The sequence below is a fragment of the Streptomyces sp. NPDC055078 genome (assembly GCF_053607985.1).
Genome location: NZ_JBSGUP010000062.1, coordinates 1 through 22652 on the forward strand (window position 1 = coordinate 1; position 22652 = coordinate 22652).

Annotated in this window: 14 protein-coding genes; 4 read left to right on the forward strand and 10 right to left on the reverse strand. The window is 70.8% G+C overall.

From position 1 onward, the window contains the following. Positions 1-37 precede the first annotated feature (37 nt). The 3 genes from ACWF94_RS08330 to ACWF94_RS08340 form a co-directional block, all read right to left on the reverse strand. Positions 38-454, reverse strand: coding sequence for a hypothetical protein (locus ACWF94_RS08330; protein WP_453485925.1), 417 nt, complete (start codon positions 452-454; stop codon positions 38-40). 682 nt (positions 455-1136) lie between these two features. Continuing rightward, positions 1137-4079, reverse strand: coding sequence for an AfsR/SARP family transcriptional regulator (locus ACWF94_RS08335; RefSeq protein WP_453485926.1), 2943 nt, complete (start codon positions 4077-4079; stop codon positions 1137-1139). Positions 4080-4480: 401 nt separating this feature from the next. Continuing rightward, on the reverse strand, positions 4481-5302 hold the full coding sequence (locus tag ACWF94_RS08340; RefSeq protein WP_453485928.1) for a polysaccharide deacetylase family protein: 822 nt from the start codon (positions 5300-5302) through the stop codon (positions 4481-4483). A 530-nt stretch (positions 5303-5832) separates the two neighbouring features. On the opposite strand from ACWF94_RS08340, the gene ACWF94_RS08345 reads away from it, so the two are divergent. Together ACWF94_RS08345 and ACWF94_RS08350 are read left to right on the forward strand one after the other, a co-directional pair. Beyond that, the gene (locus ACWF94_RS08345; RefSeq protein WP_453485947.1) at positions 5833-6777 is read left to right on the forward strand and encodes an LLM class F420-dependent oxidoreductase; all 945 of its coding nucleotides are present in this window, start codon (positions 5833-5835) and stop codon (positions 6775-6777) included. 81 nt (positions 6778-6858) lie between these two features. Then, complete coding sequence (locus tag ACWF94_RS08350; protein ID WP_453485930.1) at positions 6859-7974, forward strand: LLM class flavin-dependent oxidoreductase; 1116 nt, start codon at positions 6859-6861, stop codon at positions 7972-7974. A 511-nt stretch (positions 7975-8485) separates the two neighbouring features. Here ACWF94_RS08350 and ACWF94_RS08355 read toward each other — a convergent pair. The 7 genes from ACWF94_RS08355 to ACWF94_RS08385 all read right to left on the reverse strand — a co-directional run bounded on the left by ACWF94_RS08355 (position 8486) and on the right by ACWF94_RS08385 (position 16699). Beyond that, positions 8486-8701 carry a DUF397 domain-containing protein gene (locus tag ACWF94_RS08355; protein ID WP_453485949.1) on the reverse strand — a complete coding sequence of 72 codons (216 nt, stop codon included), beginning with the start codon at positions 8699-8701 and terminating at the stop codon, positions 8486-8488. A gap of 16 nt (positions 8702-8717) precedes the next feature. Beyond that, positions 8718-9098 (reverse strand): hypothetical protein, encoded by a 381-nt coding sequence (locus tag ACWF94_RS08360; protein WP_453485932.1) that lies wholly within the window; start codon positions 9096-9098, stop codon positions 8718-8720. Next, the gene (locus tag ACWF94_RS08365; RefSeq protein WP_453485934.1) at positions 9095-9397 is read right to left on the reverse strand and encodes a hypothetical protein; all 303 of its coding nucleotides are present in this window, start codon (positions 9395-9397) and stop codon (positions 9095-9097) included. Before ACWF94_RS08365 ends, ACWF94_RS08360 begins: the two co-directional genes overlap by 4 nt. Positions 9398-9445: 48 nt before the next feature. Continuing rightward, positions 9446-10546 (reverse strand): contact-dependent growth inhibition system immunity protein, encoded by a 1101-nt coding sequence (locus tag ACWF94_RS08370; RefSeq protein WP_453485936.1) that lies wholly within the window; start codon positions 10544-10546, stop codon positions 9446-9448. Between the two features lie 39 nt (positions 10547-10585). Then, positions 10586-15247, reverse strand: a complete 4662-nt coding sequence (locus tag ACWF94_RS08375; RefSeq protein ID WP_453485938.1) for a putative T7SS-secreted protein — start codon at positions 15245-15247, stop codon at positions 10586-10588. Then, positions 15247-15882, reverse strand: coding sequence for a hypothetical protein (locus ACWF94_RS08380; protein ID WP_453485940.1), 636 nt, complete (start codon positions 15880-15882; stop codon positions 15247-15249). Before ACWF94_RS08380 ends, ACWF94_RS08375 begins: the two co-directional genes overlap by 1 nt. A 70-nt stretch (positions 15883-15952) precedes the next feature. Beyond that, positions 15953-16699: an SseB family protein gene (locus ACWF94_RS08385; RefSeq protein ID WP_453485942.1), complete on the reverse strand. Its 747-nt coding sequence runs from the start codon at positions 16697-16699 to the stop codon at positions 15953-15955. A 145-nt stretch (positions 16700-16844) separates the two neighbouring features. Between ACWF94_RS08385 and ACWF94_RS08390 the strand changes: the two genes are divergently transcribed. Continuing rightward, entirely contained in the window at positions 16845-19454 is a 2610-nt protein-coding gene (locus ACWF94_RS08390) for a bifunctional FO biosynthesis protein CofGH (protein WP_453485943.1), read from the forward strand. 106 nt (positions 19455-19560) lie between these two features. Continuing rightward, positions 19561-22410 (forward strand): tetratricopeptide repeat protein, encoded by a 2850-nt coding sequence (locus tag ACWF94_RS08395; RefSeq protein WP_453485945.1) that lies wholly within the window; start codon positions 19561-19563, stop codon positions 22408-22410. Positions 22411-22652 lie beyond the last annotated feature (242 nt).

Genomic DNA, 22652 nt, shown 5'->3' on the forward strand with positions numbered 1-22652 from the left:
GTACCCCTTCGAGTGAAGTACCGATCAGCCCTTCGGCTCAGGGCTTGGAGGGGGGAACGGGCGAGTGGTTGTCCTGAGGCTTGGCCGCCGCGCCGTCCCCGAGGAACTTCGGCGGGGCCGGGGAGTGGTTGTCCTGGGTGGTGACACCGTCCCCGAGGAACTTCGGGGGCGCCGGGGAGTGGTTGTCCTGGGTCGCGACGCCATCGCCGAGGAACTTGGGCGGGGCCGGGGAGTGGTTGTCCTGGGTGGTGACACCGTTCCCGGCGAACTTGGGGGGCGCCGGGGAGTGGTTGTCCTGGGTCGTGACACCGTCGCCGAGGAACTTCGGCGGGGCCGGCGAATGATTGTCCTGGGTGGCGACCGGGCCATCGGCGAGCAGGCCGTCGGCCGGAGGCGCGGGCGAGTGGTTGTCCTGGGTGGTGATGTCGTCGTTCTTCTTACCGGTGTCGCTCATGGTGACCCCCACAGGGATTGCCGTACGGGAACTACAGGAAACAGAGGGGCCTTCCGCCCGGAGACTCCCCCGAGGGTCGCCGGACGGAAGGCCGGGGACCGTCCCTCGCCCCCCGGAGAGGTGATGGTCCCGTGTGATCCGTCTGCCCCCCGACGCGACGGATCGACTGCACTGAAGCATGTCGGACCGGCATAAACATTCGATGAACGTCCTGGCAGAAAGCTGTCACAGCCTCCGAACGACCCACCGGGCCTCGTACGTGGGTCGCGCCCCGGCCGCCGGCGCCCCGCCTGAGTAGTGCCCCCAGCGGGGCTGATTGTCCGCACCCGGGTGCGCAACTCCAGCCCGTCCGCCGTCGCGTCGTCAGCCTGTCCGGCGTTTGAGGACGGACCGTTTCGCCGGTGGCCCCGGGCCGGGAGTGGCCGCTGGCCCCCAGGTCGCCGATCCCGGCCGGTACCTCGGCCTGTCCGGCGTCGCGTTGCCAGCCCGTCCGGCGTTTGAGGACGGACCGGTCAGCCGGTGGCCCCGGGCCAGGGGCGGCCGCTCGCCCCCACGTCGCTGGTCCTGAACCAAGCGCGAGGCGTCCCCACACCGACGGAACCGTCGCCGGCTGCCCAAGCCATGACGGGGGCACAGCCCGGGGCCCCCGGCCCCGGGCCCTGCGCACCCCGCCCGGAGGGCGCTACGCGCTCAGGGGCGCCAGCAGCCCCCGTACCTCCTCCGCCTCCGCCGACCCCGACGCCTCGTGCAGCGCCAGCGCCTCCAGCCAGCAGGCGCGCGCCCGGTCCGCCTGGCCGAGGGTCGCCAGCGCCCGGCCCAGGGTGGTCAGTACATTTCCGCGGATGCGGTCACCGCCGATGCAGCCGATGGCCAGGGCCTGTTCGGCATGCTGGGCGGCACGGGCCGCGCGGCGGGCCGCCAGATGGGCCTGGGCGATACGGAAGTGGGTCGTCCCCTCCCACAGCCGCTGCCGGTTGGTCTCGAAGCCCTCCAGCGCGTCGAGGAGCTGCTCCAGGGCGTCCGCGTGCCGCCCGGCCTGGGTGAGGGCGATGCCCAGGGCGTAACGGGCGTTGGCCACCCGGAGCGTGAGCCCGTTGCGGTCGTAGATGTCGAGGCCGCGCTGGGCGAGGTCGATCGACTGTTCCGTACGGCCCATGAAGAGATTGAGCCGGGACAGATTGCACAGGGCACTGGCCTCGCCCGGGCCGTTGCCGTCGGTGCGGGAGTCCTCGATCGCCTGCTGGAGGAAGCGCTCGGCCTCCGCGTGCCGGCCCTGGTTGAGGGCGATGATGCCCCGGTCGTTGTTGGCCCAGAAGACGGGCGCGGGATCACCGGCCTCGGCGGCCAGCAGCGCGGCCTGGCGGGCCTGTTCGTCCGCCTCGTCGTAGCGGCCCGCGACCAGGTGCACATTGGTGAGCGTCGTGTGCGCGCGCCCCTGGGTGCGGGCGTCACCGGCCGCACGGGCCGCGTCCCGGGCGGTGAGCGCGGCGGACTCGTACTGCTTGGAGTTCGCGCCGGACTCGGCCAGGTCCTTGGCGGCCCACAGCAGATCGACCGCGCGCCGCAGCAGCCCGTCCGCCGTCGACTGCTGGGCGCACGCCAGCACGCAGTGCGCCTCGGAGTACAGCCAGTCGAGGGCCGCGTGCCGGTCGGCGAAGGACAGCCCCTCGTACTCCGTACGCTCCAGATGGCCCGGGAGCGTATCGCCGGGGCGCTCGATCCCGTAGACCCGCGCCGCCGTGGCGAGATAGAAGTCCAGCAGCCGGGAGAGCGCGGCCCCCGACTCCTGGGGCGGCTCGTCGCGCTCGGCGCATGCACGCGCGTAGAGACGTACGAGATCGTGGTAGCGGTACCGGCCGTGTGCGGCGGACTCCAGCAGGGAGGTGTCGACCAGGGCCTCCAGCAGGTCCTCGGTCTCCTGGACGGGCAGCGCGAGGACAGCGGCGGCGGCCCGGAGCGATATGTCGGGGCCGTCGGCGAGACCGAGGAGGCGGAAGGCACGGGCCTGACCGGGCTCCAACTGGCCGTAGCCCAGCTCGAAGGTGGCCTTCACCGCGAGGTCCCCGGCCTGGAGTTCGTCCAGCCGGCGGCGCTCGTCGGCGAGCTTCGCCGCCAGGACGGAGACCGTCCAGGTGCGGCGGGCGGCCAGCCGGGACGCGGCGATCCTTATGGCCAGCGGCAGAAAACCGCAGGCGGCGACCACATCGAGGGCGGACTCCCGCTCGGAGGTGACGCGTTCGCTGCCCACTATGCGGGTGAACAGCTGCAACGCCTCCTCCGGAGACATCACATCCAGGTCGACAAGATGCGCGCCCGCCAGATCGACCATCCGGACCCGGCTGGTGACCAGCGCGGCGCACCCCGCCGTACCGGGCAGCAGGGGGCGGATCTGGGCGGCGTCACGGGCGTTGTCGAGGAGGACCATCACCCGGCGGCCCGCGAGCGTCGAACGGTAGAGGCCCGCGCGCTCTTCGAGCGAGTCCGGGATCGCCGAGTCGGCCAGTCCCAGCGCGCGCAGAAACGCGCCGAGCACCGCCACCGGTTCGGCCGCGCGGTTGCCCGCCCCCTGGAGGTCGACATACAGCTGGCCGTCCGGGAAGTGCGGCCGGGCCTCGTGCGCGACATGGACCGCGAGGGTCGTCTTGCCGACGCCGCCGATGCCCGCGAGCGCGGAGACCGCCATGACCGCCCCCTCGGTGGCGGCGAGCCGGCCGCCCAGCTCCCGTACGAAGGAGGCGCGTCCGGTGAAGTCGGGCACGGTGGCCGGGAGCTGCGCGGGCTGGGCGATCTGCGGGCCCGGGGCCTGATCGGTGGCGGGACGGGCCAGTTCGGCGTCGGCCTGGAGAATCCGCTGCTGGAGCTGGGACAGTTCGGCACACGGGTCGACGCCCAGCTCCTCGGCCAGCAGCCGGCGGGTGTCCGCGTACGCGGCGAGCGCCTCGGCCTGCCGTCCGCTGCGGTACAGCGCCAGCATCAGCAGTTCGCGCAGCCGCTCGCGCAGCGGGTGCGTCGCGGTGAGGGCGGTCAGCTCCGATACGGCCTCCGCGTGCGCGCCGACCTCCAGATCGAGATCGAGCCGGGTCTCCACGAGCTGGAGCCGCCACTCGCCGAGCCGGGTGCGCTGGTTCTCGGCGTACGGCCCCGGGACATTGGCGAGCGGCTCGCCGTCCCACAGCCCCAGCGACTTGTTGATCAGCACCCGGGCGAGATTCCGGTCACCGGCCGCGCGGGCCTTCTCGGCGTCCATGGCCAGTTCCTGGGCGACGGTGAGGTCGATGCAGTCGCGCAGGATCCGTATCGCATAGCCGCCGGACTCGCTGACCAGCGCGTTCGCGGTGAGGATCTTGCGCAGCCTGGAGGCGTACGTACGGACCGCGGCGAGCGCCTGCGACGGCGGTTCCTCGCCCCAGATCGCGTCGATCAGCTCCGCCGCGGTCGCGGTACGGCCGTCGCGCAGCAACAGGGCGGCCAGCAGGGCCCGCTGCTGCGGGGAACCGGACGGCAAAGCTTCCCCGCCCCGCCAGGCACGCACCGGCCCGAGCACACTGAAACGGAGGTCGACAACCACATTACCGGGCGCCGGAATGCGCTGTTCCGGTACGCGTGGCCCGCTGTCACGGTCCATAGCTGCCCCCTGCCCCAACTGCCGATTCGCATCCGACAGTCTGCCCTGTGCATGGCGGCCTCGTCAGCAACGAGGCGCTTCCTCCTCGCCCTTCCCCATGCCCGGCGGTGCGCTAACCCCCCTCGGCGATCTTCCCGGGAGGTTCCGCCAACCGTCCTTGGGATCTTCGGCGACCCTTTACGATCGGTGCACATCCAGTCATGTCTGAAACGTAATGCCTTGTGATCGATAACCGTCATTCTATGGCTGAAATGCATAGTTCTACGGTGTTCCACGGTTCGCCCCTCGGGGAAGCGGAGGACCCTCCTCCCGGCGTGTCGTACGGCGTGTCCCGGAGCGTGTGAGCCCTTAGGGCGCGTCGGACAGGCCCTCCAGCCCTCGGACAGACCCTCGGACCGGCCCTATGGGCGGTAGATCTCCCCCGGGTTGGGCTTCGCGGGCGCGAGCAGCTGCGACACGGTGACCAAGGTGTAGCCGCGCTCCTTCAGCTTCGCGATGATCCCCGGGACCGCCGGCACCGTGCCGTCGTAGATGTCGTGCAGCAGGATGATGCCGTCCCGCCCCGCCTGCTTGAGGATGCGCTCCTCGATCAGCGCGGAGTCATTGGTGGCGTAGTCCTTGGCGGTGGCGCTCCACAGGATCTGCGCGAGCCCCAGTTCCTTGCTGACGGCGGTGACATCGTCGTTGATCCGCCCTTGCGGCGGGCGCATCAGGGTGGGCTTCTCCCCGGTGATCCCGACGATCGCGTCCTGGGTGAGGGTCAGCTCCTCGCGGATCTCTTCCTTCTTCAGCTTGTCGAGGCGGCGGTGCGACCAGGTGTGGTTGGCGACCTCGTGCCCCTCGTTGAAGATACGTTTCACCACGGTGGGGTACTTCACCACATGCTTCTTCCCGAGCAGAAAGAAGGTCGCCGGAACCTTCTCCTTCATCAGGGTGTCGAGGAGTCGCGGGGTGTCCTTCCCCGGGCCCGCGTCGAAGGTCAGGGCTATGCACTTCGCCTTCTCGCAGTCCACCGGGCCGGCGGGAACCACCGACGCGCCCTTGGTCCCCGACGCGCCCTTGGTCCCCGGCGTGCCCCCGGGCATGTCCTTGCCGTCGGACCGGGCGTCGGACCGGGCGTCGGCGGGCGCGGTCGTCTCCATGGAGCAGCCACCGAGAGTGAGCGTGAGCGCCGCGACGGCCGCCACGGCGGCGAACCTGGAATTCCTGCGGCTTTCGGGCATGGCAAAGCGCTCCCTGGGTGGGGGTGGGTACTCGGGATTCGGCGCCGTGTCCGGTCGGCGGCGACTACTGCACTATACGTAGTGGCTGTACGTACCACTCGAGGTCAGGTGAGAGGACGCGGACGAGGCGTCGCGGGTTGAGCGGGGGTGGGGTCTCGTGGGCGGGTCCGCGCCCGGCGCGGGTGCGGGCGTGCCGGGTGCGCCGGGGTGCGGCTCCGGGGTCCCGGGCCCGGTCCCGGGCTCCGGCTCACGCTCCTGGGCCCGGTCCCGGGCCTCCCGTCCCGGGACCGGAGTCCGGGGGACCGCTCGTAGGGGAGGTCCGCTCATTGGGGGCGCGGAGGCCCTGAGCGCCGCCGCCCGTCATGGCCGGGGCCGGGTGCGTCGGGTGGCCGAAGAGTGCTCGGGGGGCCGGTACCCGCCGCAGGTTGCCGCGGAATCCCCTTGTCTGATGGAGCGTCAGGTATGACGATGGCCTGGCCCAGTGATTGACATGACGTCAGACCGAGGCGAGGAGGCCCTCAGTGGCCCATGTGCAGATACTGCCCGAAGGACTGCTGTCGTACGGGATACAACTCCCCATCCAGTCGCAGAGCGCCCTCTACGCGGAGCCCTGGGAGGCAGGCGCGGGGGTCGAGGATCTGGTCGAGGTCGCGAGGGTCGCGGACCGGGTGGGGTTCGCGTATATCGCGGTGTGTGAGCATGTGGCGATCCCGCGGCGGCTGGCCGACGCCATGTCGACCGTCTGGTACGACCCGGTGGCCACCCTGTCCTTCCTCGCCGCCGCGACCCGGCGCGTACGGCTGCTCAGCAATGTGGCCGTCCTGGGGCTGCGGCACCCCCTGGTGAGTGCCAAGCAGTACGCCACCCTGGACCATCTCTCCGGCGGGCGGCTGATACTCGGGGTCGGTGCAGGGCATGTGGCGGAGGAGTTCGCCGCTGTCGGGGCGGACTTCGGCCGGCGCGGGAGTGTGCTGGACGAGAGCATCGACGCCCTCATAGCGGCGCTGGGGCCCGATGAGTTCCCCGAGTTCGCGGGGGAACGATTCTCCTTCAGCGGTCTTGGGCAGCGGCCCCGGCCCGCGCAGCACCGGGTGCCGCTGTGGGTGGGCGGTTCGTCGCCCGCCGCCGTGCGGCGGGCCGCCGAACGCGGGGACGGGTGGCTGCCCCAGGGCGATTCCCGGACCGCGCTGCCCGCCCAGATCGCCCGGCTGCGGGCCCTGAGGGAGGAGGCGGGCATCGGCGAACCCATCGAGATCGGCGCGATCGCCGAGCCGCTGTACATCGGCGAACCCGGCTGGGAGGTCGGCCGCCGTACCCTCACCGGAAAGCCGGACGCCGTCGCCGAGTCCCTGCGCGAGTACGCCGCCATGGGCGTACGCCAGATCCAGATGCGCTTCCGCAGCCGTGGCCGGGCTGAACTCACCGACCAGATGGCGGCCTTCGCCGCCGAGGTCGCCCCGCACCTCAACAGTTGACCTCGTGAACTCTCGTGAACTCATGAATTGGTGACCCGTGACGTCGCTGTGGCGTCGCAGCGACGTCGTAGGAGACGAAGCGTGGAATTCGGGATCTTTGTGCAGGGCTATGTCGGCAAGCGCGCCGAGACCGATCCTCTCGCCGAGCACAAGACGCTCATGGAGGAGACCGAGTACGTCATCCAGGCGGACAGGTCCGGGTTCAAATACGCCTGGGCCTCCGAGCACCACTTCCTGGAGGAGTACTCCCACCTCTCCGCGAACGACGTCTACCTCGGCTATCTCGCGCACGCCACCGACCGCATCCACCTCGGCTCGGGCATCTTCAACCCCCTCGCGCCCGTCAACCACCCCGTGAAGGTCGCCGAGAAAGTCGCCATGCTCGACCACCTCTCCGAGGGCCGCTTCGAGTTCGGGACCGGCCGGGGGGCCGGCAGCCACGAGATCCTCGGGTTCATGCCGGGCATCACCGATATGAACCACACCAAGGAGATCTGGGAGGAGACCATCGCCGAGTTCCCCAAGATGTGGCTCCAGGACGAGTACCCGGGCTTCCAGGGCAGGCACTGGTCCCTCCCGCCCCGCAAGATCCTGCCGAAGCCGTACGGGAAGTCCCACCCGGCGATGTGGTACGCGGCCGGGTCCCCCTCCTCGTACGCCATGGCAGGGAAGAAGGGGCTGGGCGTCCTCGGTTTCAGCGTGCAGAAGGTCTCCGACATGGAGTGGGTCGTCGAGTCCTACAAGACGGCCGTCAAGGACGCGCACGCGATCGGCGACTTCGTCAACGACAACGTCATGGTCACCTCCACCGCGATCTGCGCCGAGACCCATGACAAGGCCGTCGAGATCGCCGTCGGCAGCGGCCTCAACTACCTCCAGTCCCTCCTCTTCCGCTACCACGACACCTTCCCCCGGCCCGAGGGCATCCCCCAGTGGCCCGAACTGCTCCCCGAGTACACCACCGAGATCATCGAACTGCTCATCGCCGAGGAATTGATGATCTGCGGCGACCCGGGGGAGGTGCTCCAGCAGTGCAAGCGGTGGGAGCAGGCGGGGGCGGATCAGCTGTCCTTCGGGCTGCCGATCGGGATCTCCTACGAGGACACGATGAACTCCCTCAAGTTGATCGGCGAGCACGTCATTCCCCAGATCGACACGGATCCGGTGCACCGCACCACCCGTTTCCGCAGCGCGTAGGGCCTCCGGCCGGGTCGGCGGGGTTGGTGCACCCGGGTGCGTTCCTGTGGCCCCCGCACCCCGGGTTCGCCTCGTCGGCGCGAGGGCCCGCGTACCCGCGTCGGCTGCCGCGCACGCCCTGCGGGCGTGTCCTCAAACGCCGGACGGGCTGAGTGTGCGCACCCGGGTTCGCGGGTTCGCCGGACGGGCTGAGTGTGCGCACCCGGGTTCGCACCCTAGGCGGATTCCGGCCTTGACTTCGAGGCATCCGCCTCGCAACTGCTCGCGCCGACAGATGAGTACGGACAAAGAGGGGTGCCCCCAGGAGCCTCCACTGTCGTCACACCTGCACGGGGCGGACTGAAGCCGAGGACGCACAGGGCGGTGAGGGTCAGGGCACCGGCCAGGACGCGAGAAGCTGTCATACCTCCTGACCCTGCCGAGCCGCGCGGCCCGGCAGGTCGGCCGACACCCGCCGGGGCCGCGCCCGCACTCGTACGGGCGTACCGCACCACCCGCACGGGGTCGCGCGCTAGCGGAGGGTCGAGAGGAAGGCGGCCCAGGCGGGGGAGGGGAGGGAGAGGCGGGGGCCGGTGGGGTTCTTGGAGTCGCGGATGTGGATGGTGGTGGTGGGGCAGGAGGCGCCCTCGACGCAGTTGCCGCCGCCGCTGTGGCTGGACTTGTGCCAGGAGAGGGCGACTTCGAGGCAGCCGCCGCCCGCACCGCCGCTGTAGCTGCTGCCACCGATGGGTCGTTGCGGACTCTCAGAGCGAATACGGGTAGAGCGAAATGCTCGGCACTACGAACTCAACCCAAGCCCCGACGGGTACTTCAGGGATAGCTGGGTCGACCTCGATGAGCACGATGTCTTGAGCGATCCGAATTTCTGCCACTCCGTCCTCGCCCAACGATTGAATTGGGCCGCGCAGTGTGACTCTTCCCTCTGCGAACGCTCCTTCGACGACATCTGAGTCACTGGAAACCGTCCAGGACGTGACCACTCCCGGAGAGTCGAGTTCGACGTCGTATGTGTAGCCCTGGCGTACCTCCGGTCCTTGCCAGTATGCCCACGCGGTTCCGGTCGGACCGGTGAAGGAGACGGCCCGGGTATCGGCGTCCAGGATTTCGGAGACTTTGACTCTCATGGTGAGGTGCTGCACGTCGACTGCCCGGGTGTGCCGGGAAGCCAGTCGGACAGGATGTCGCTGAACTCCTCGTCCGGAATCATATGACCGCCCAAGTCGAATCCGTTCCAAGCCTGAGCCTGCTGCAGGACGTTCAGCGGGATACCGAAGGCGCCGCGAAACACTGCGATGAATGAGATCGCGCCGAAAGAAGGACCGAGTGATGTTCTGGCGAGATTCCCCAGGTCGATCGCTTCGAGGCCGTTTCGCCCTCCTTCCTGGAGTTGTTCGATGGTCCTGCTGATGAACTCTCGACTCATGATGAACCTTGCCGATGATTGGGTTCGACAATTCAATTGAGAGGCTGCTCAGTCCGGCAGTCCTTCTTCACGCATCCCTTCGGGCAGCCTGCGCCGGAACTTCTCCACCTCCGCGTCCATGGTGCTCCCCAGATCCCTGAGCATGGCCACGATTCTCTTCAGCTCTGCTGCGAGTTCGGGCTCGGCCTCCCACGTGGCCGAGCCGAGGTTCAGGACCGCGTACAGCAGATCGTCCTCGTACCAGCCGCCCCGGGCCTGCTCGGGTGCGGTGTCCCGCAGAATCTCAAGGCCGAGGGGAAGAATCCAGGGCAGTCCGACGCCCTGGCCGATCAGCCGGCGCAGTTCGTCGACGTCGAGGCTTTCGATGGGTCTGCGTCGAAGCTCGTGAACGGCCTTGACGAGTCCGGTCGTGTCGGCAGGAGGAGGTGGCCACCGTTCGCCGTCCAGTTCCTCCAGGGAGAGAGTTCGGTCGATCGAATCGTCCAGAAGGGGGGATCCCGCTGCCTCGGCAGGGGGTTCCTCTTGGGGCGGATTGCCGGTGATGCCGTCCGGCGGCGCGAGTTGCCCGCTCCGGACATTCTTCAGATTCGCATCGGTAAGGGTCGTACGCTCAAGGCGAGTCGAGACCAGAATCGCTTCCTCAAGGTCCGCGTGTGTGAGATCCGCATCCTGGAGATCCGCGGCGGCGAGGTTCGCTCCACGAAGCGAAACACGCCGTAGGTTCGCGCCCTTCAGGGACGCCCTGGCCAGAAGGGCGGAATCCATGACGGCTCCGAGCAGATCTCCTCCGGAAAAGTCGGCGAGTCCGGCTTTGGTCTCTCTGAGAGTGGTGTTGCGAAGGGTGGCACCCCGGAGGTCGGCTTGCGTCAGCAGAGCCCCGGACAGGTCGGCGCCGTCGAGGTTCGCACCCTTCATATCTGCGTAACTGAGGTAGACGTCCTTGAGGTCGGCGCCCCGCAGATCCGTCTCGGCAAGGGGGATACCGCCGAGGTCTTGGACGTTTCCCCAGGGAGAGGTCTTCTCCAGAGTGCGGCGCCAGTCCTCATGGCTCTGCAGTGCCCGGATGATTCGCTCCGCAAAGGATGCCGCCTCCGGGGAGCGCCAGCGATCTCTGGATCGACTCTCCTGGTCATCTCCTTCGGAGAGCATAGTTCCCTTCTTCCTGTTGAGTGGAAAGCCGGTCCGGGTCTACTGGCCCCTGATCTGGTGCAGGAACCCCTTTAGCCTGCTCAGCTGCGCATTGGTTTCATCATATTTCTTGAGGAGTACTTCAAGTCCTCGGTACGTAAGCTCATCCGGCAGGGCGTCCATCTCCCTCAGGAGGGATTTGCGCACCTTCTCCAGTCCCCGTGCCGCCTGCTCCAGTTCCATGATGTGGTCGAACGGGACTCCGCCGCTTTTTGTGGCCACAACTTGGCCCGCGGCCTCACGCCTCGCAGCATCGTAGTGGTTGTGATTGGGTTGGGAATTGATCTCCCCAAGCGGATCTCTCTTGATGTTCTCAAGCTTTTGAATGGCTCGTTGAGCCTCATCGCTCAGGCCCAGAGTCCGCTTGCACTCGTCCGGAGTCAGCCCGAGCGGATCTGCCCAGGTATGCGGATTGTCGACGTACGTCGCCGGGTTGGGGGATGGCGCCAGCCCCAGGGGATCCGCCGACAGATAGCGCGCCGTCTCCGGGTCGTAGTGCCGGAAGTAGTTGTAGTGCAGACCCGACTCCGGGTCGAAGTACTGGCCCGGGAAGCGCAGTGGTGTGTAGGCCGTGCTCGATGTCGACCAGGTCGTGGTGCCCCACAGGGTGCTGCGGGTGTGCCAGGCCAGGGTGCCGGACTCGGCGATCAGTTCGGTCGGGGTGCCGATCAGGTCGGTGACGATGGAGAAGAAGCGTTCGTCGATCACCTCGAGCGAGGTGTCGGCGGACAGGATGCGTTCCGTCTGGGCCAGGGGGCGCAGGCCGTCGTGGTCCCAGGTGACGGTGACCGGGTGGGGCAGGAGGCCGGGGGCGGTGGTCTGTTCGCAGAGGGTGGGGCCGTCCCAGGTGAAGGTGGTCTGTTCCAGGACGGTCCGGCCGTCGGGGGAGAGGCGCTGTTTGGCGGTGCGGCGGCCCAGGGGGTCGTAGTGGTAGCGCCAGCGGGCGCCGTCCGGTGTTGTCACCGCTGTCAGACGGTCTTCGGCGTCCCAGGTATAGCGCCAGGTGTCCGGCTTACGGGAGAGCCGGGGCTTCTGGCGCAGGACGACCCGGCCCTGGGCGTCGTGCTCGTAGCGGACGGCTCCGGCGCGGCTGATCCGGGTGCCGGTGTAGGAGCGGGTGCCGGTGGACTCCTGGCCGGGGTGGGGAGCGGGCCAGGACGCCTCGGTCTGGTTGCCCGCCGCGTCGTAGGCGTACCGCTCGGTCCAGTCCTCGGCGTGGACCGCGGTGACGCGCCCGGCGGTGTCGAGGTCGAAGCGGCGGGAGCCGAGGAGTTGGTCGTCGATGCCGGTGACGCTGCCGTCGGCGCGGTAGGAGTAGGTACGTCGCTGGAGGCGGGCGCCGTCGCCGATGACGTGTTGGTCGGTGAGGCGTCCGGTCGTGTCGAACTCGTTCCTGAGGGTGACCGTCGCGCCGATGTGACGCTCCAGCTCCCGGCCGGCGGCGTCATGGGTGAAGGTGAGGGCGCGGCCCGAGGTGGTGAGTTCCGTGCGGCGGCCCGCCGGGTCGTACGTCCAGGTGCTGCGGGCGCCGCCGGGCGTGGTCCGGCCGACGCGGCGGCCGGAGAGGTCGTGGTCGAGGGACAGCCTGCGGCCGTTGACCGTCTCGGACACGAGCAGGCCGGACCGGTCGCGTATCCGTATCAGCTCGGTGTCCGGGCTCCTCGCCGCCGCGAGCTGGTCGAAGATGTCGTACTCGAAGGTGGTGACTTCTCCTGCCGCGTCCTTGCGGATGACCTGGCCGAGTTCATTGTGCTCGAACCGGATCGTCTGGCCGAGGCCGTTCGTACGGGAGGCGAGCCGGCCCGCCGGATCGTACCCGTAGGAGAGCGCCCGGCCGTCGAAGTCGGTCTCGGAGGTCACGCGGCCGGCCGGGTCGTAGCCGTACTCCCAGGTCAGCCCCCGGGGGTTGGTGACCCGGGTCAGCCGGAGAGCCGGATCATGGGTGAACTCGTACCGCACACCGTCGGGACCGGTACGCGCCACCAGCAGATCGAAGTCCGTGTACGCGAACGCGGTGACCGCGCCCAGCGCGTCCGTATGGGAGAGACAGTTGCCCTCCCCGTCGTAGGTCCAGGACTCCGAGCCGCCGTCCGGGGCGGTCCGGCGCGTCATCCGACCCTCCACCGTCCACTCGAAGCGGGTGACCGCGCCGAGGGGGTCCGTGACGGTGGTCTGCCGGCCGAACCCGTCACGCGCGTACCGGGTCACCGCACCCAGCGGGTCGGTGATCGCGGCGACCAGCCCCGCGGCGTCGCACCGCACCAGCGAGGTGTGCCCCAGCGGGTCCGTCACGGACGCCAGATGACCGGCCTCGTCGTACGAGAGCGCGGTCACCGCCCCCGACGCGTCGGTCACCGATGTCCGGTTGCCACGCTCGTCGTAGGTCTGCCGGGTCACCGTCCCGTCCGCGTGTGTCACCCGCACCGGCAGTCCCCGCTCGTCGTACTCGCCGGACAGGCGGCGCCCGTCGGGCCGGACCACCGATACGAGGCGGCCACGGTCGTCGTAGGACGAGCGGGTGGTACGGCCGAGGGGGTCGGTCACCGACAGCGGACGGCCCGCGCGGTCGTGCTCGAAGCGCGTCACCGCACCGGTGGCGTCGATCTCCGCGGCGACCTGGGCGCGGCCGTCGATGAGGAAGCGGCTCGTGTGGCCCAGCGCGTCGGTCACCGAGGTGACGCGCAGACCCGTCCCGGGGTCGGTGCCGTCCCAGGTGAAGCGGGAATCGAGGTGGCCGTTGGCACCGGACTGGGCGACACAGCGGTGGTCGGCGTCGTAGACGTAATCGAAGTGACTGCCGTTGGTGTCGGTCCAGGACGTGATGCGCCCGTGCTCGTCGTAGCCGAAGCGCAGTGGGCGGCCGGAGGAGTTGGTGACCTCGGTGAGACGGCCGCCGGTGTAGCCGTAGCGCAGTATCTCCTCGTCGGCCCCGTCCGCGGCCGCCGAGGCCAGCCGCAGGGCGGTGATCCGGCCCCGGTCCGTGGTGAGCTTCAGGTGGTAGCCGCCGTGGTGCGTGATCGAGAGCGGCGCCCCGGCCGCGTCGTACTCGAAGGTGATCCAGCGGCCGGCGCGGTCGTCGAGCCGGGTGAGCAGGGCGAGTTGTGCGTCGTGTGCCGTGAAGTGCCGGACGGTACCGGTGTCCGGGTCGGTGACGGTGTAGTTCCCTGAGGTGTCGATGTCCAGTGGCCAGCGGCGGCCGTGTGTGGGCAGTACGGGGACTCCGGGTGCCGGGTGCGGATAGGCCAGCAGGCTGCCGTCCTCGCAGAGGAGGACGACCCCTTCCGAGTCGGTCTCCAGCCGCTGGTCCGCGGTCGACGCCCAGGTGGGGCCGAACCACCCGCCCGCCCGGTAGGAGGACTCGAAGGTGCGCTGGAACACCAGCGGCAGCGAACCCGGCAGCGCGACATCCGTCTGCGGCAGCACCATCCGCCCGGTGGCCATGTCCACCGGGTCCTCGCGGCAGGTCCGCGCGGCGCACGGTCGGCCGGTGCCGTGGGGGTCCTGCCGCTGGCCGTCCCGGCCCGTGCCAGCGGGCGGGTCGCCCGCGCCCTTGGCGCCCGCGCGCAGCAGCCCCCGCCCCAGCCCCGCCCCCTTCGTCCCCACGATCTCCGGGATCAGCCGGCCGATGAACTCGCTCGGATCGCCCTTCGCCCCCTCCCAGGCGTTCTTCAGCGCCCGGTCCGGGTGGGCGACCGTCGAGGCGAGGCCCGCCAGGGTGGTGGTGACGCCTTTGTAGTACTCGGCGGGGTGGGTGAGGTTGTACGCGTCGAGGGGGTTGACGGCGCGGACGAAGTTGACGATGCCCGCCGTGCCCTTGACGATGCCGCCGCCGACATGGGCCAGCTCCACGCCCTGGCCCACCAGGGTGTCCAGGCCGTCGAGTTTCAGCCGGTCCCAGCCCTTCGGCTCGGCGGGGGCGTGGGCCAGGGCGGCGGCGACGGCCGATGTGGCGCGGTCGGCGGACTCGTTGCGCTGGCGGCGGGCCTCGTTGAGGATCTCGCGGGCGCGAGCGCGTTCGGCGGTGCCCGGGTCGGTGAAGGGCGCGGGCCGGGGGAGCGGGTCCGGGCCGTCCAGGGAGGCGTTGTACGTCTCGGCCTTCTCGTTGTACGCGTCGGCAGCGCGCCGGGAGGTCTCGTCGCCCTTCTTGTGGAGGGCGATCGCCTCCTTGGCCTGGCCCTGGGCCCAGGTGACGGTCCGGGAGTACGTTTCCAGGGCGTCGGCCGCCGCCTCGAAGGCGTCCGCCGCGCGCAGCCAGTCCGTCGGCAGGGTGGCGAACCTCTCCCGGAACGCGTCGGCCGCCTCGCCCTTCCAGTGGGCGGAGTCGAGCTGCTTCATGCCCTGGCCGACGCCGTCGAACGCGGCCTGGAAGTCCCGCAGATTCCGTACCGATGAGGCGATCTTCGTCGGACTGCCGTGGATCAGCTCGTTGGCGTCCTCGGTCCGGCCGAGCTGGGCCTCGTCGACCTGTGCGCCCAGCTCGGAGGCCGCCCAGTCGCCGGCGTCCTCGACGGTGTCCGCCAGATCGTCCTGGCCGATCTTCTTAAGGACGCCGCCGGCCACGTCGGTGGCCGCGTCCACGCCCTCGCCGAGGAGTTCCCTGCCCTTGTCGATGCCGCCGCGGACATCGTCGTACCGGTCGCCGAGCCAGTCCCCGACCCCCATCAGCGGTCCCCTTCGCCGGCCCGTCGCACGGCTTCACCGGACGGGTCCAGCGTGTCCCGCAGCGCCTGGTCGGCGGCCTCGCGCTCCTCGGCGGAGAGCGCTCCGGAGCGCTCCATCGAGTCCAGCAGCCCGTCCTCGACGTCGTACGCCGTGTCCTTGACGGTCTGCTTGACCTCGGCGTGGGCCTGCTCGAACGACTCCCGGCTGTAGTCGGGGTCGTCGAACCGCGACTGGGTGCTGATCTCCTGCCAGCTCTTCCCCTTGACCTCGTCCTCGCCGAGATGCGGATTGCCGTTGAGGGAGTTGACGCCGATCTTGAGGGAGTCCTTGATGTAACGCTCCTGCTCGGCGAATCCGCCCGCCGAGAGACCGACCGCCTGGGCGAAGCCGTTGCCCTGGAGCATCAGGGCCCGTACGCCCCACTCCCACCGCTCGCAGAAGGTCTCGAACTGCTCGGCGAGCCCCCGGTGCCCCAGCTCCAGACCGGAGAGCGCGAGATCCGAGAAACCGCGGCCGGCGGTCGCCCCGCCGATCATGCCGAGGTCCTTCAGTTCGCTGTGCGCCTTGTCGATGCCGTTCGCGATCAGCTCCAGCGCCCCGGGCGGGGCCGCGAGATCCGGGTTGTCGCCGCTCAAGGTGTCCCCCTGTGGTCGGTTTCCGTGCTCCCCGCCGGGCCTTGGAAGCTCCGTGCCCGGCGTCCCGGGGTCATCCGCTCTCCGTGCCGGCGGCTGTTCCCGGGTCCGCTGCTGCCGTGGCTGTTCCCGGGTCCGCCGTTGCCGTGGCTGTTCCCGGGTGCACAGCTGCCGTGGTCGTTCCCGGATCTGATCCCGGGGCCGCCGTTGCCGTGGTCGTCGCCAGATCGACCGCCGCGGCGTCCGGCACGATCCCCGCGACCGGCGGGAACAGCGTGCCGTCGGCACTGCCCGCGTCCAGGGCCACTCCGGCCGGTCTGCCCAGCGCCGGCACCATCACATCCAGCAGCCGCGCGCCCAGAATCGTCCGGTACGTCCACTCCCGGTCCGCGTCCTCCTGGGCGTACGCGAACCGGGCGAGCGCCTGTTCGTCGGAGAACGCGCAGATCCAGCGCACCCCGCCCTGGTCGGCCGTCCACAGACTGCCGTAGGGATCGAAGGGCACGAGCACCGCCGTACGCCGGAACTCGCCCAGCAGCGCCGCGAACTGCCTGCGGGCGGTGCTGGTGCGGTCGGTGGTGGTGCGGTCGGTGCTGGTGCGGTCGGTGGTGCCGGTGGTGGCCGGGGCGGTGGTGGTGGCCGAGCGGGTCCGGTCGTCGGGATCAGAGGGACCAGGAGGACCAGGGGCATCAGGAGGACCGGCGGGACCAGGGGGCTCGGCGGGACCAGCAGGACCAGGGGGCTCGGCGGGATCCGTGAGATCGGTGAGCCGCATGGGCGGTCGGGCCGGTCCCGGTATGCCGCCCCCGTCGTCGGTCATGCGCGCCATGCTCCCACGGCCGTTTTTGCCGAGGCAACGGAGTACCGGGGGCGCTCCGGAGGCACCATGCCCGGGCGGCAGGTACCGGGCCCGGGGGGAAGACCGGCGCCGTGAGGCGGACGAACGGCCTCGTATGCTCACTTTCATGACCGATCACGAGCCCGCACGCCCCACTGAGAACGCCATGCGCCGCGCCCTCAAGCGAGCGAGGGACGGGGTTGCCCTCGATGTCACCGAGGCCGCTGTCCTGCTGCGGGCGCGCGGCGGTGATCTGGACGATCTGTGCGCGTCGGCCGCGCGGGTCCGGGACGCCGGGCTCGATGCCGCCGGGCGGCCCGGGGTCATCACGTACTCGAAGAGCGTCTTCATTCCGCTCACGCGCCTGTGCCGTGACAAATGCCACTACTGCACCTTTGTCACCGTCCCCGGCAAGCTCCGCCGGGCCGGTCACGGGATGTTTCTGTCGCCCGACGAGGTCATCGACATCGCGCGGCGCGGAGCCGAGATGGGCTGCAAGGAAGCCCTGATCACCCTGGGCGACAAGCCCGAGGACCGCTGGCCCGAGGCGCGGGAGTGGCTGGAGGCGGAGGGATACGACGACACGCTCGCGTATGTGCGGGCGATGTCGATCCGCATCCTGGAGGAGACCGGGCTGCTGCCCCATCTCAACCCCGGTGTGCTGAGCTGGACCGACTTCCAGCGGCTGAAGCCCGTGGCGCCGTCGATGGGCATGATGCTGGAGACCACCGCGACCCGGCTGTGGAGCGAGCCCGGAGGGCCGCACTACGGCTCGCCCGACAAGGAGCCGGCCGTACGGCTGCGGGTACTGGAGGACGCCGGGCGCAGCTCCGTGCCGTTCACCAGCGGGCTGCTGATCGGCATCGGGGAGACCCATGAGGAGCGGGCCGAGTCGCTGTTCGCGCTGCGCCGGGTCTCCCGCGCCTACCACGGCGTACAGGAGCTGATCCTGCAGAACTTCCGGGCGAAGCCGGACACGGCCATGCGCGGGATGCCCGACGCCGAGCTGGACGAACTGGTCGCCACCGTCGCCGTCGCCCGGCACATCATGGGCCCCTCGGCCTGTCTCCAGGCCCCGCCGAATCTGGTGGACGCCGAGTACGGGCGGCTGATCGGCGCCGGAATCGACGACTGGGGCGGGGTGTCCCCGCTGACCCCCGACCATGTGAACCCCGAGCGGCCCTGGCCCCGGATCGACGAACTCGCCGAGCACTCCGCCACCGCCGGGTTCCGGCTGGCGGAGCGGCTGTGCGTCTACCCGGAGTTCGTGCGGCGCGGCGAGCCCTGGCTGGACCCCCGGCTGCTGCCCCATGTCCGCGCCCTCGCCGACCCGGAGACCGGTCTCGCCCGGCCCGGGGCGATGCCCACCGGGCTGCCGTGGCAGGAGCCGGACGAGTCCTTCGCCGCCGCCGGGCGCACCGATCTGCACCGGACCATCGACACCGAGGGCCGTACGCACGACCGCCGGGACGACTTCGACGAGGTGTACGGGGACTGGGACGCCCTCAGGGAGGCCGCCGCGCCCGGGATGGTGCCGTCCCGTATCGACACGGACGTCAGGGCGGCCCTGGGCACGGCCGCCGACGACCCCACCCGGCTCACCGACGACGAGGCCCTCGCCCTGCTGCACGCCGACGGGCCCGCGCTGGACGCCCTCACCCGGATCGCCGACGAGCTGCGCAGGGATGTGGTCGGTGACGACATCACCTATGTCGTCACCCGCAACATCAACTTCACCAATGTCTGTTACACCGGCTGCCGTTTCTGCGCCTTCGCCCAGCGGCGCACGGACGCCGACGCCTACACCCTCTCCCTCGACCAGGTCGCCGACCGCGCGGCCCAGGCGTGGGACGTCGGCGCGGTGGAGGTGTGCATGCAGGGCGGTATCCACCCCGATCTGCCCGGCACGGCGTACTTCGACATCGCCCGCGCCGTCAAGGAACGCGTCCCCGGGATGCATGTGCACGCCTTCTCGCCGATGGAGGTCGTCAACGGCGCCTCCCGTACGGGGATGTCGATCCGGGAGTGGCTGACGGCGGCCAAGGAGGCCGGGCTCGACTCCATCCCCGGCACCGCCGCCGAGATCCTGGACGACGAGGTCCGCTGGATCCTCACCAAGGGCAAGCTGCCCGCCGCCACCTGGATCGAGGTCGTCAGTACCGCGCACCGTCTTGGCCTGCGGTCCAGTTCCACGATGATGTACGGGCATGTCGACCAGCCCCGGCACTGGCTGGGGCATCTGCGCACCCTCGCCCGCATCCAGCAGGAGACGGGCGGGTTCACCGAGTTCGTGACGCTGCCGTTCATCCACACCAACGCACCCGTGTATCTCGCGGGGATCGCCCGCCCGGGACCGACGGTCCGCGACAATCGCGCGGTCACCGCCATGGCCCGGCTGCTGCTGCACCCCCATATCACCAACATCCAGACGAGCTGGGTGAAGCTGGGCGCGGAGGGCGCGGCCGAGATGCTGCGCTCCGGTGCCAACGACCTGGGCGGCACGCTGATGGAGGAGACCATCTCCCGGATGGCCGGCTCGCGTTACGGCTCGTACCGCTCCGTCAAGGACCTCGTCGGTATCGCCGAGCTGGCGGGGCGCCCGGCGAAGGCGCGTACGACGCTGTACGGGGAGGTCCCTGAGGAGCGGCTGCGGACGGCGGCGGCCTCCGACGGGCATCTGCCGGAGCTGCTGCCGCTGGTGACCGATGAGGCCCTTAAGGGTGCGGGGCGTCCTTAAGGGTGCGGAGCGTACTTAAGGGTGCGGGGCGCCCCCGCGACCCCTGGGGCGGCCGACGGCACTCGCACAGGTGACGGCGCACCCCGCCGGGCGGCAGACTGATCGTATGGGTCGGTCCATGCAGGAGTTGCTGAAACAGCGTCGGCTTGCCGCGTTCGTGGGACGACGGGCCGAAATCGCCCTGTTCGCGGCGAACCTGGACACCTCTCCGGAGGACGACCACCACCGTTTCCTCTTCCACATCCACGGGAACGCGGGCGTCGGCAAGTCCTCCCTCGTCCGCCGTCTCGCGCACACCGCGCGGGGAGCCGGAGCGCTGACCGCGACGCTGGACGAGTCGGCGGGCGGGGTGCCGGAGGTGCTGGAGGGGATCTGCGCCCAGTTCGCCGGGCAGGGCGTCCAGTTCAAGGCGCTGGAGCGGATGCTGGCGACCTACCGCCAGCGGCGGTACGAGGCGGAGTCGGTCGCCGGGGCGGAGGACCCCGCCGGACCGCCGAGCGCCGCACCGCCGAGCACCGGATCACTGGTCGCCACCCAGGCCGGGCTGATCGCGCTCGGCGGCCTGGTCCCCGGCGCGAGCCTCGTCACCGGGGCCATCGACCCCGCCCGGGTCGCCGCCCGGGCGGACGCGGTACGGGCCGCGCTCAGCAGGCACTTCGGGAAGGCGGAGGACGTACAGCTCGTCCTGGAGCCGGCCAAGGTCCTCACCCCGGTCCTCCTCTCGGAGCTGGAGCGGATCGAGGACCGGACCCCCTGGATCACGCTCTTCTTCGACACCTACGAACGCACCGCGCCGTTCCTCGACCCCTGGCTGAGCGGTCTGATCGTCTCCGACCGGTACGGCCCGCTGCCCGGCCGGCTCATCGTCACCACCTCCGGTCAGCGCCCGCTCGACCCGAACGTCTGGGCCGACTACGCCGACCTGGTCACCGATATCCCGCTGTCCCGCTTCACCGACGCCGAGGCCCGTCAACTGCTCGCCGCCAAACGGGTCGTGGACGAGGACGTCGTACGGGATGTGCTGCGGCTGTCCGGCCGGCTCCCGGTCCTGGTGTCCACCCTCGCCGAGAACGCCGGGCGTACCGGCGGCGTGGCGGACCCCAGCGCCACCGCCGTCGAGCGCTTCCTCAAAGGGGAGAGCGACCCCGTACGGCGCTCGGCCGCCCTCGACGGGGCGCTGCCGCGACGGCTGAACGAGGATGTCTTCCGGGCGGCGGCCGGGAGCGGAGACAGCGCGGCGGAGCTGTTCGGCTGGCTGTGCGGACTGCCGTTCGTGAGCAACCGGGGCGGCCGGGCCCAGTACCACGATGTCGTACGGGAGCCGATGCTGCGGCTGCGGCGCAACAGCTCCCCCGAGCGCTGGAGCGCCGGGCACACCCGGCTCGCGGAGGCGTTCGCCGGGTGGTGCGCGACGGACGGGGAGGGGCTGGACCCGGCCGCGCGCTGGGCCCAGGACGGCTGGCGTGAGCTGCGGCTCGAAGAGAACTACCACCGGCTGTGCGCCCGGCCCCGTACCGCCCTGCCCGCCGTTCTGCGCGACGGCGTCGACGCCTGCGACGCCGGGGTCGCGCGGGCGCGCGAGTGGGCGCGTAGCGTCGCCGACGCGGGCGCCGACACCGACAGCGACGCCCTGCGCGCCCTCGCCCGGGAGTGCCACTCGGCCCTGGACGACGAGGGACGCCGCGGAGTCGGGCTGCTGGGCCTGCTCATCGGCCGGGGCGAACTGGACGACGCCGGACGCGTGGCTGCCCTGGTGATCCGGGGCCGGGACCAGCGCATCCTCGGCGACCACGAGGACGCCCTGCGCGACTACGGGCGCGCGATCGCCCTCGACGCCGGCTGCCGGCGCGCGCACTTCGGGCTGGGGGAGACCCGCCGGCTGATGGGCCGGCACGAGGAGGCCCTGGCGGACTTCGCCCGCGCCCTGGCTCTCGACCCCGACGACAGCGTCTCGCTCGCCAGTATGGCCCAGGCCAAACACGACCTCGGGCGCAGCGCGGAAGCGCTCGCGGACCTGGACCGGGCCGTGGAGCTGAGCCCCCGCCATGTCTGGGCCCTGGTGCGCCGCTCCCAGGTCCGGCGGGCGCTCGGCGACGGCGACGGCGCCCTCGCCGATATCGGCCGGGCCCGTGAACTCGCCCCGGACAACCCCTGGATCGTCGGGGAGTACGGCGAGATCCTGCGGGTCGCGGGCCGCCACGAGGAAGCGATCCCGCTCTACGACCGGGCGCTCGTGCTGGACCCGGCGTACGCATGGGCCCTGGGCAGCCGCGCCATGGCGAAGCAGTCCCTCGGCAGGACGGACGAGGCCCTGGCCGATCTGGGGCGCGCGCTGGAACTGAACCCGGGGTATCTCTGGGCGCTGCTGCGGCGGGCTGATATCCACCGGGAGCGGGGCGACGGCGACGCCGAGTTCGCCGACCTGGACCGGGTGGTGGAGCGTGCCGACTCCAAGGCGTGGGCGCTCGTCCAGCGCGGTTACGCGCACGCTCTCGCCGGGCGGCACGAGGACGCCGTCGCGGACTACGACGCGGCCGTCGTGCACGATCCGTCGTACGCGTACGGCCATGTCCTGCGCGGGCGGGCCCATGAGGCCCTGGGGCGCCACGACGCGGCCCTGGCCGATCTGGACCGGGCGCTGGAGCTGGCGCCGGGGTCGGCGTTCGCCCTCGCCGTACGGGCGCGCTTGCGGCGCGGGGCCGGGGATCCCGCCGGGGAACTCGCCGACCTGGACGCGGCGGTGGGCGCGGAACCGGACGAATCCCGGTATCTGGCCCTTCGGGGTCAGGCGCACCACCGCGCCGGGCGATACGAATCAGCCATCGCCGACGCCGCCCACCTCGCCCGCCTCGGCGCCACCACCGAGGCTCGGACCCTCCTCGCGTCCCCGGCCCTCCGCGACCTTCCTGGGGCGGTCGCGCTCCGTGCGGCTCTCGCTGACGCGGGGTCGTCCTGAGGCTCCCTCCGGGCGGGCCCTGACGACGCAGGGGCGGACAATTCAGCCTCGCCTGGGGGTACCTCCCAGGCGGAGCCCTGGGGGAGTTTGAGGCGTGGGGGTCGCCGGTGCTGGGGGCGGACAATTCAGCCTCGCCGGCGTTTGAGGCGCGGGGTTCGGGGCGGAGCCCCGACAAGGGCCCGGGCCCTTGTGGTGCGGGGTCCGTCCTCAATCTCCCCCAGACTCCGTCCGGGGGGACCCTG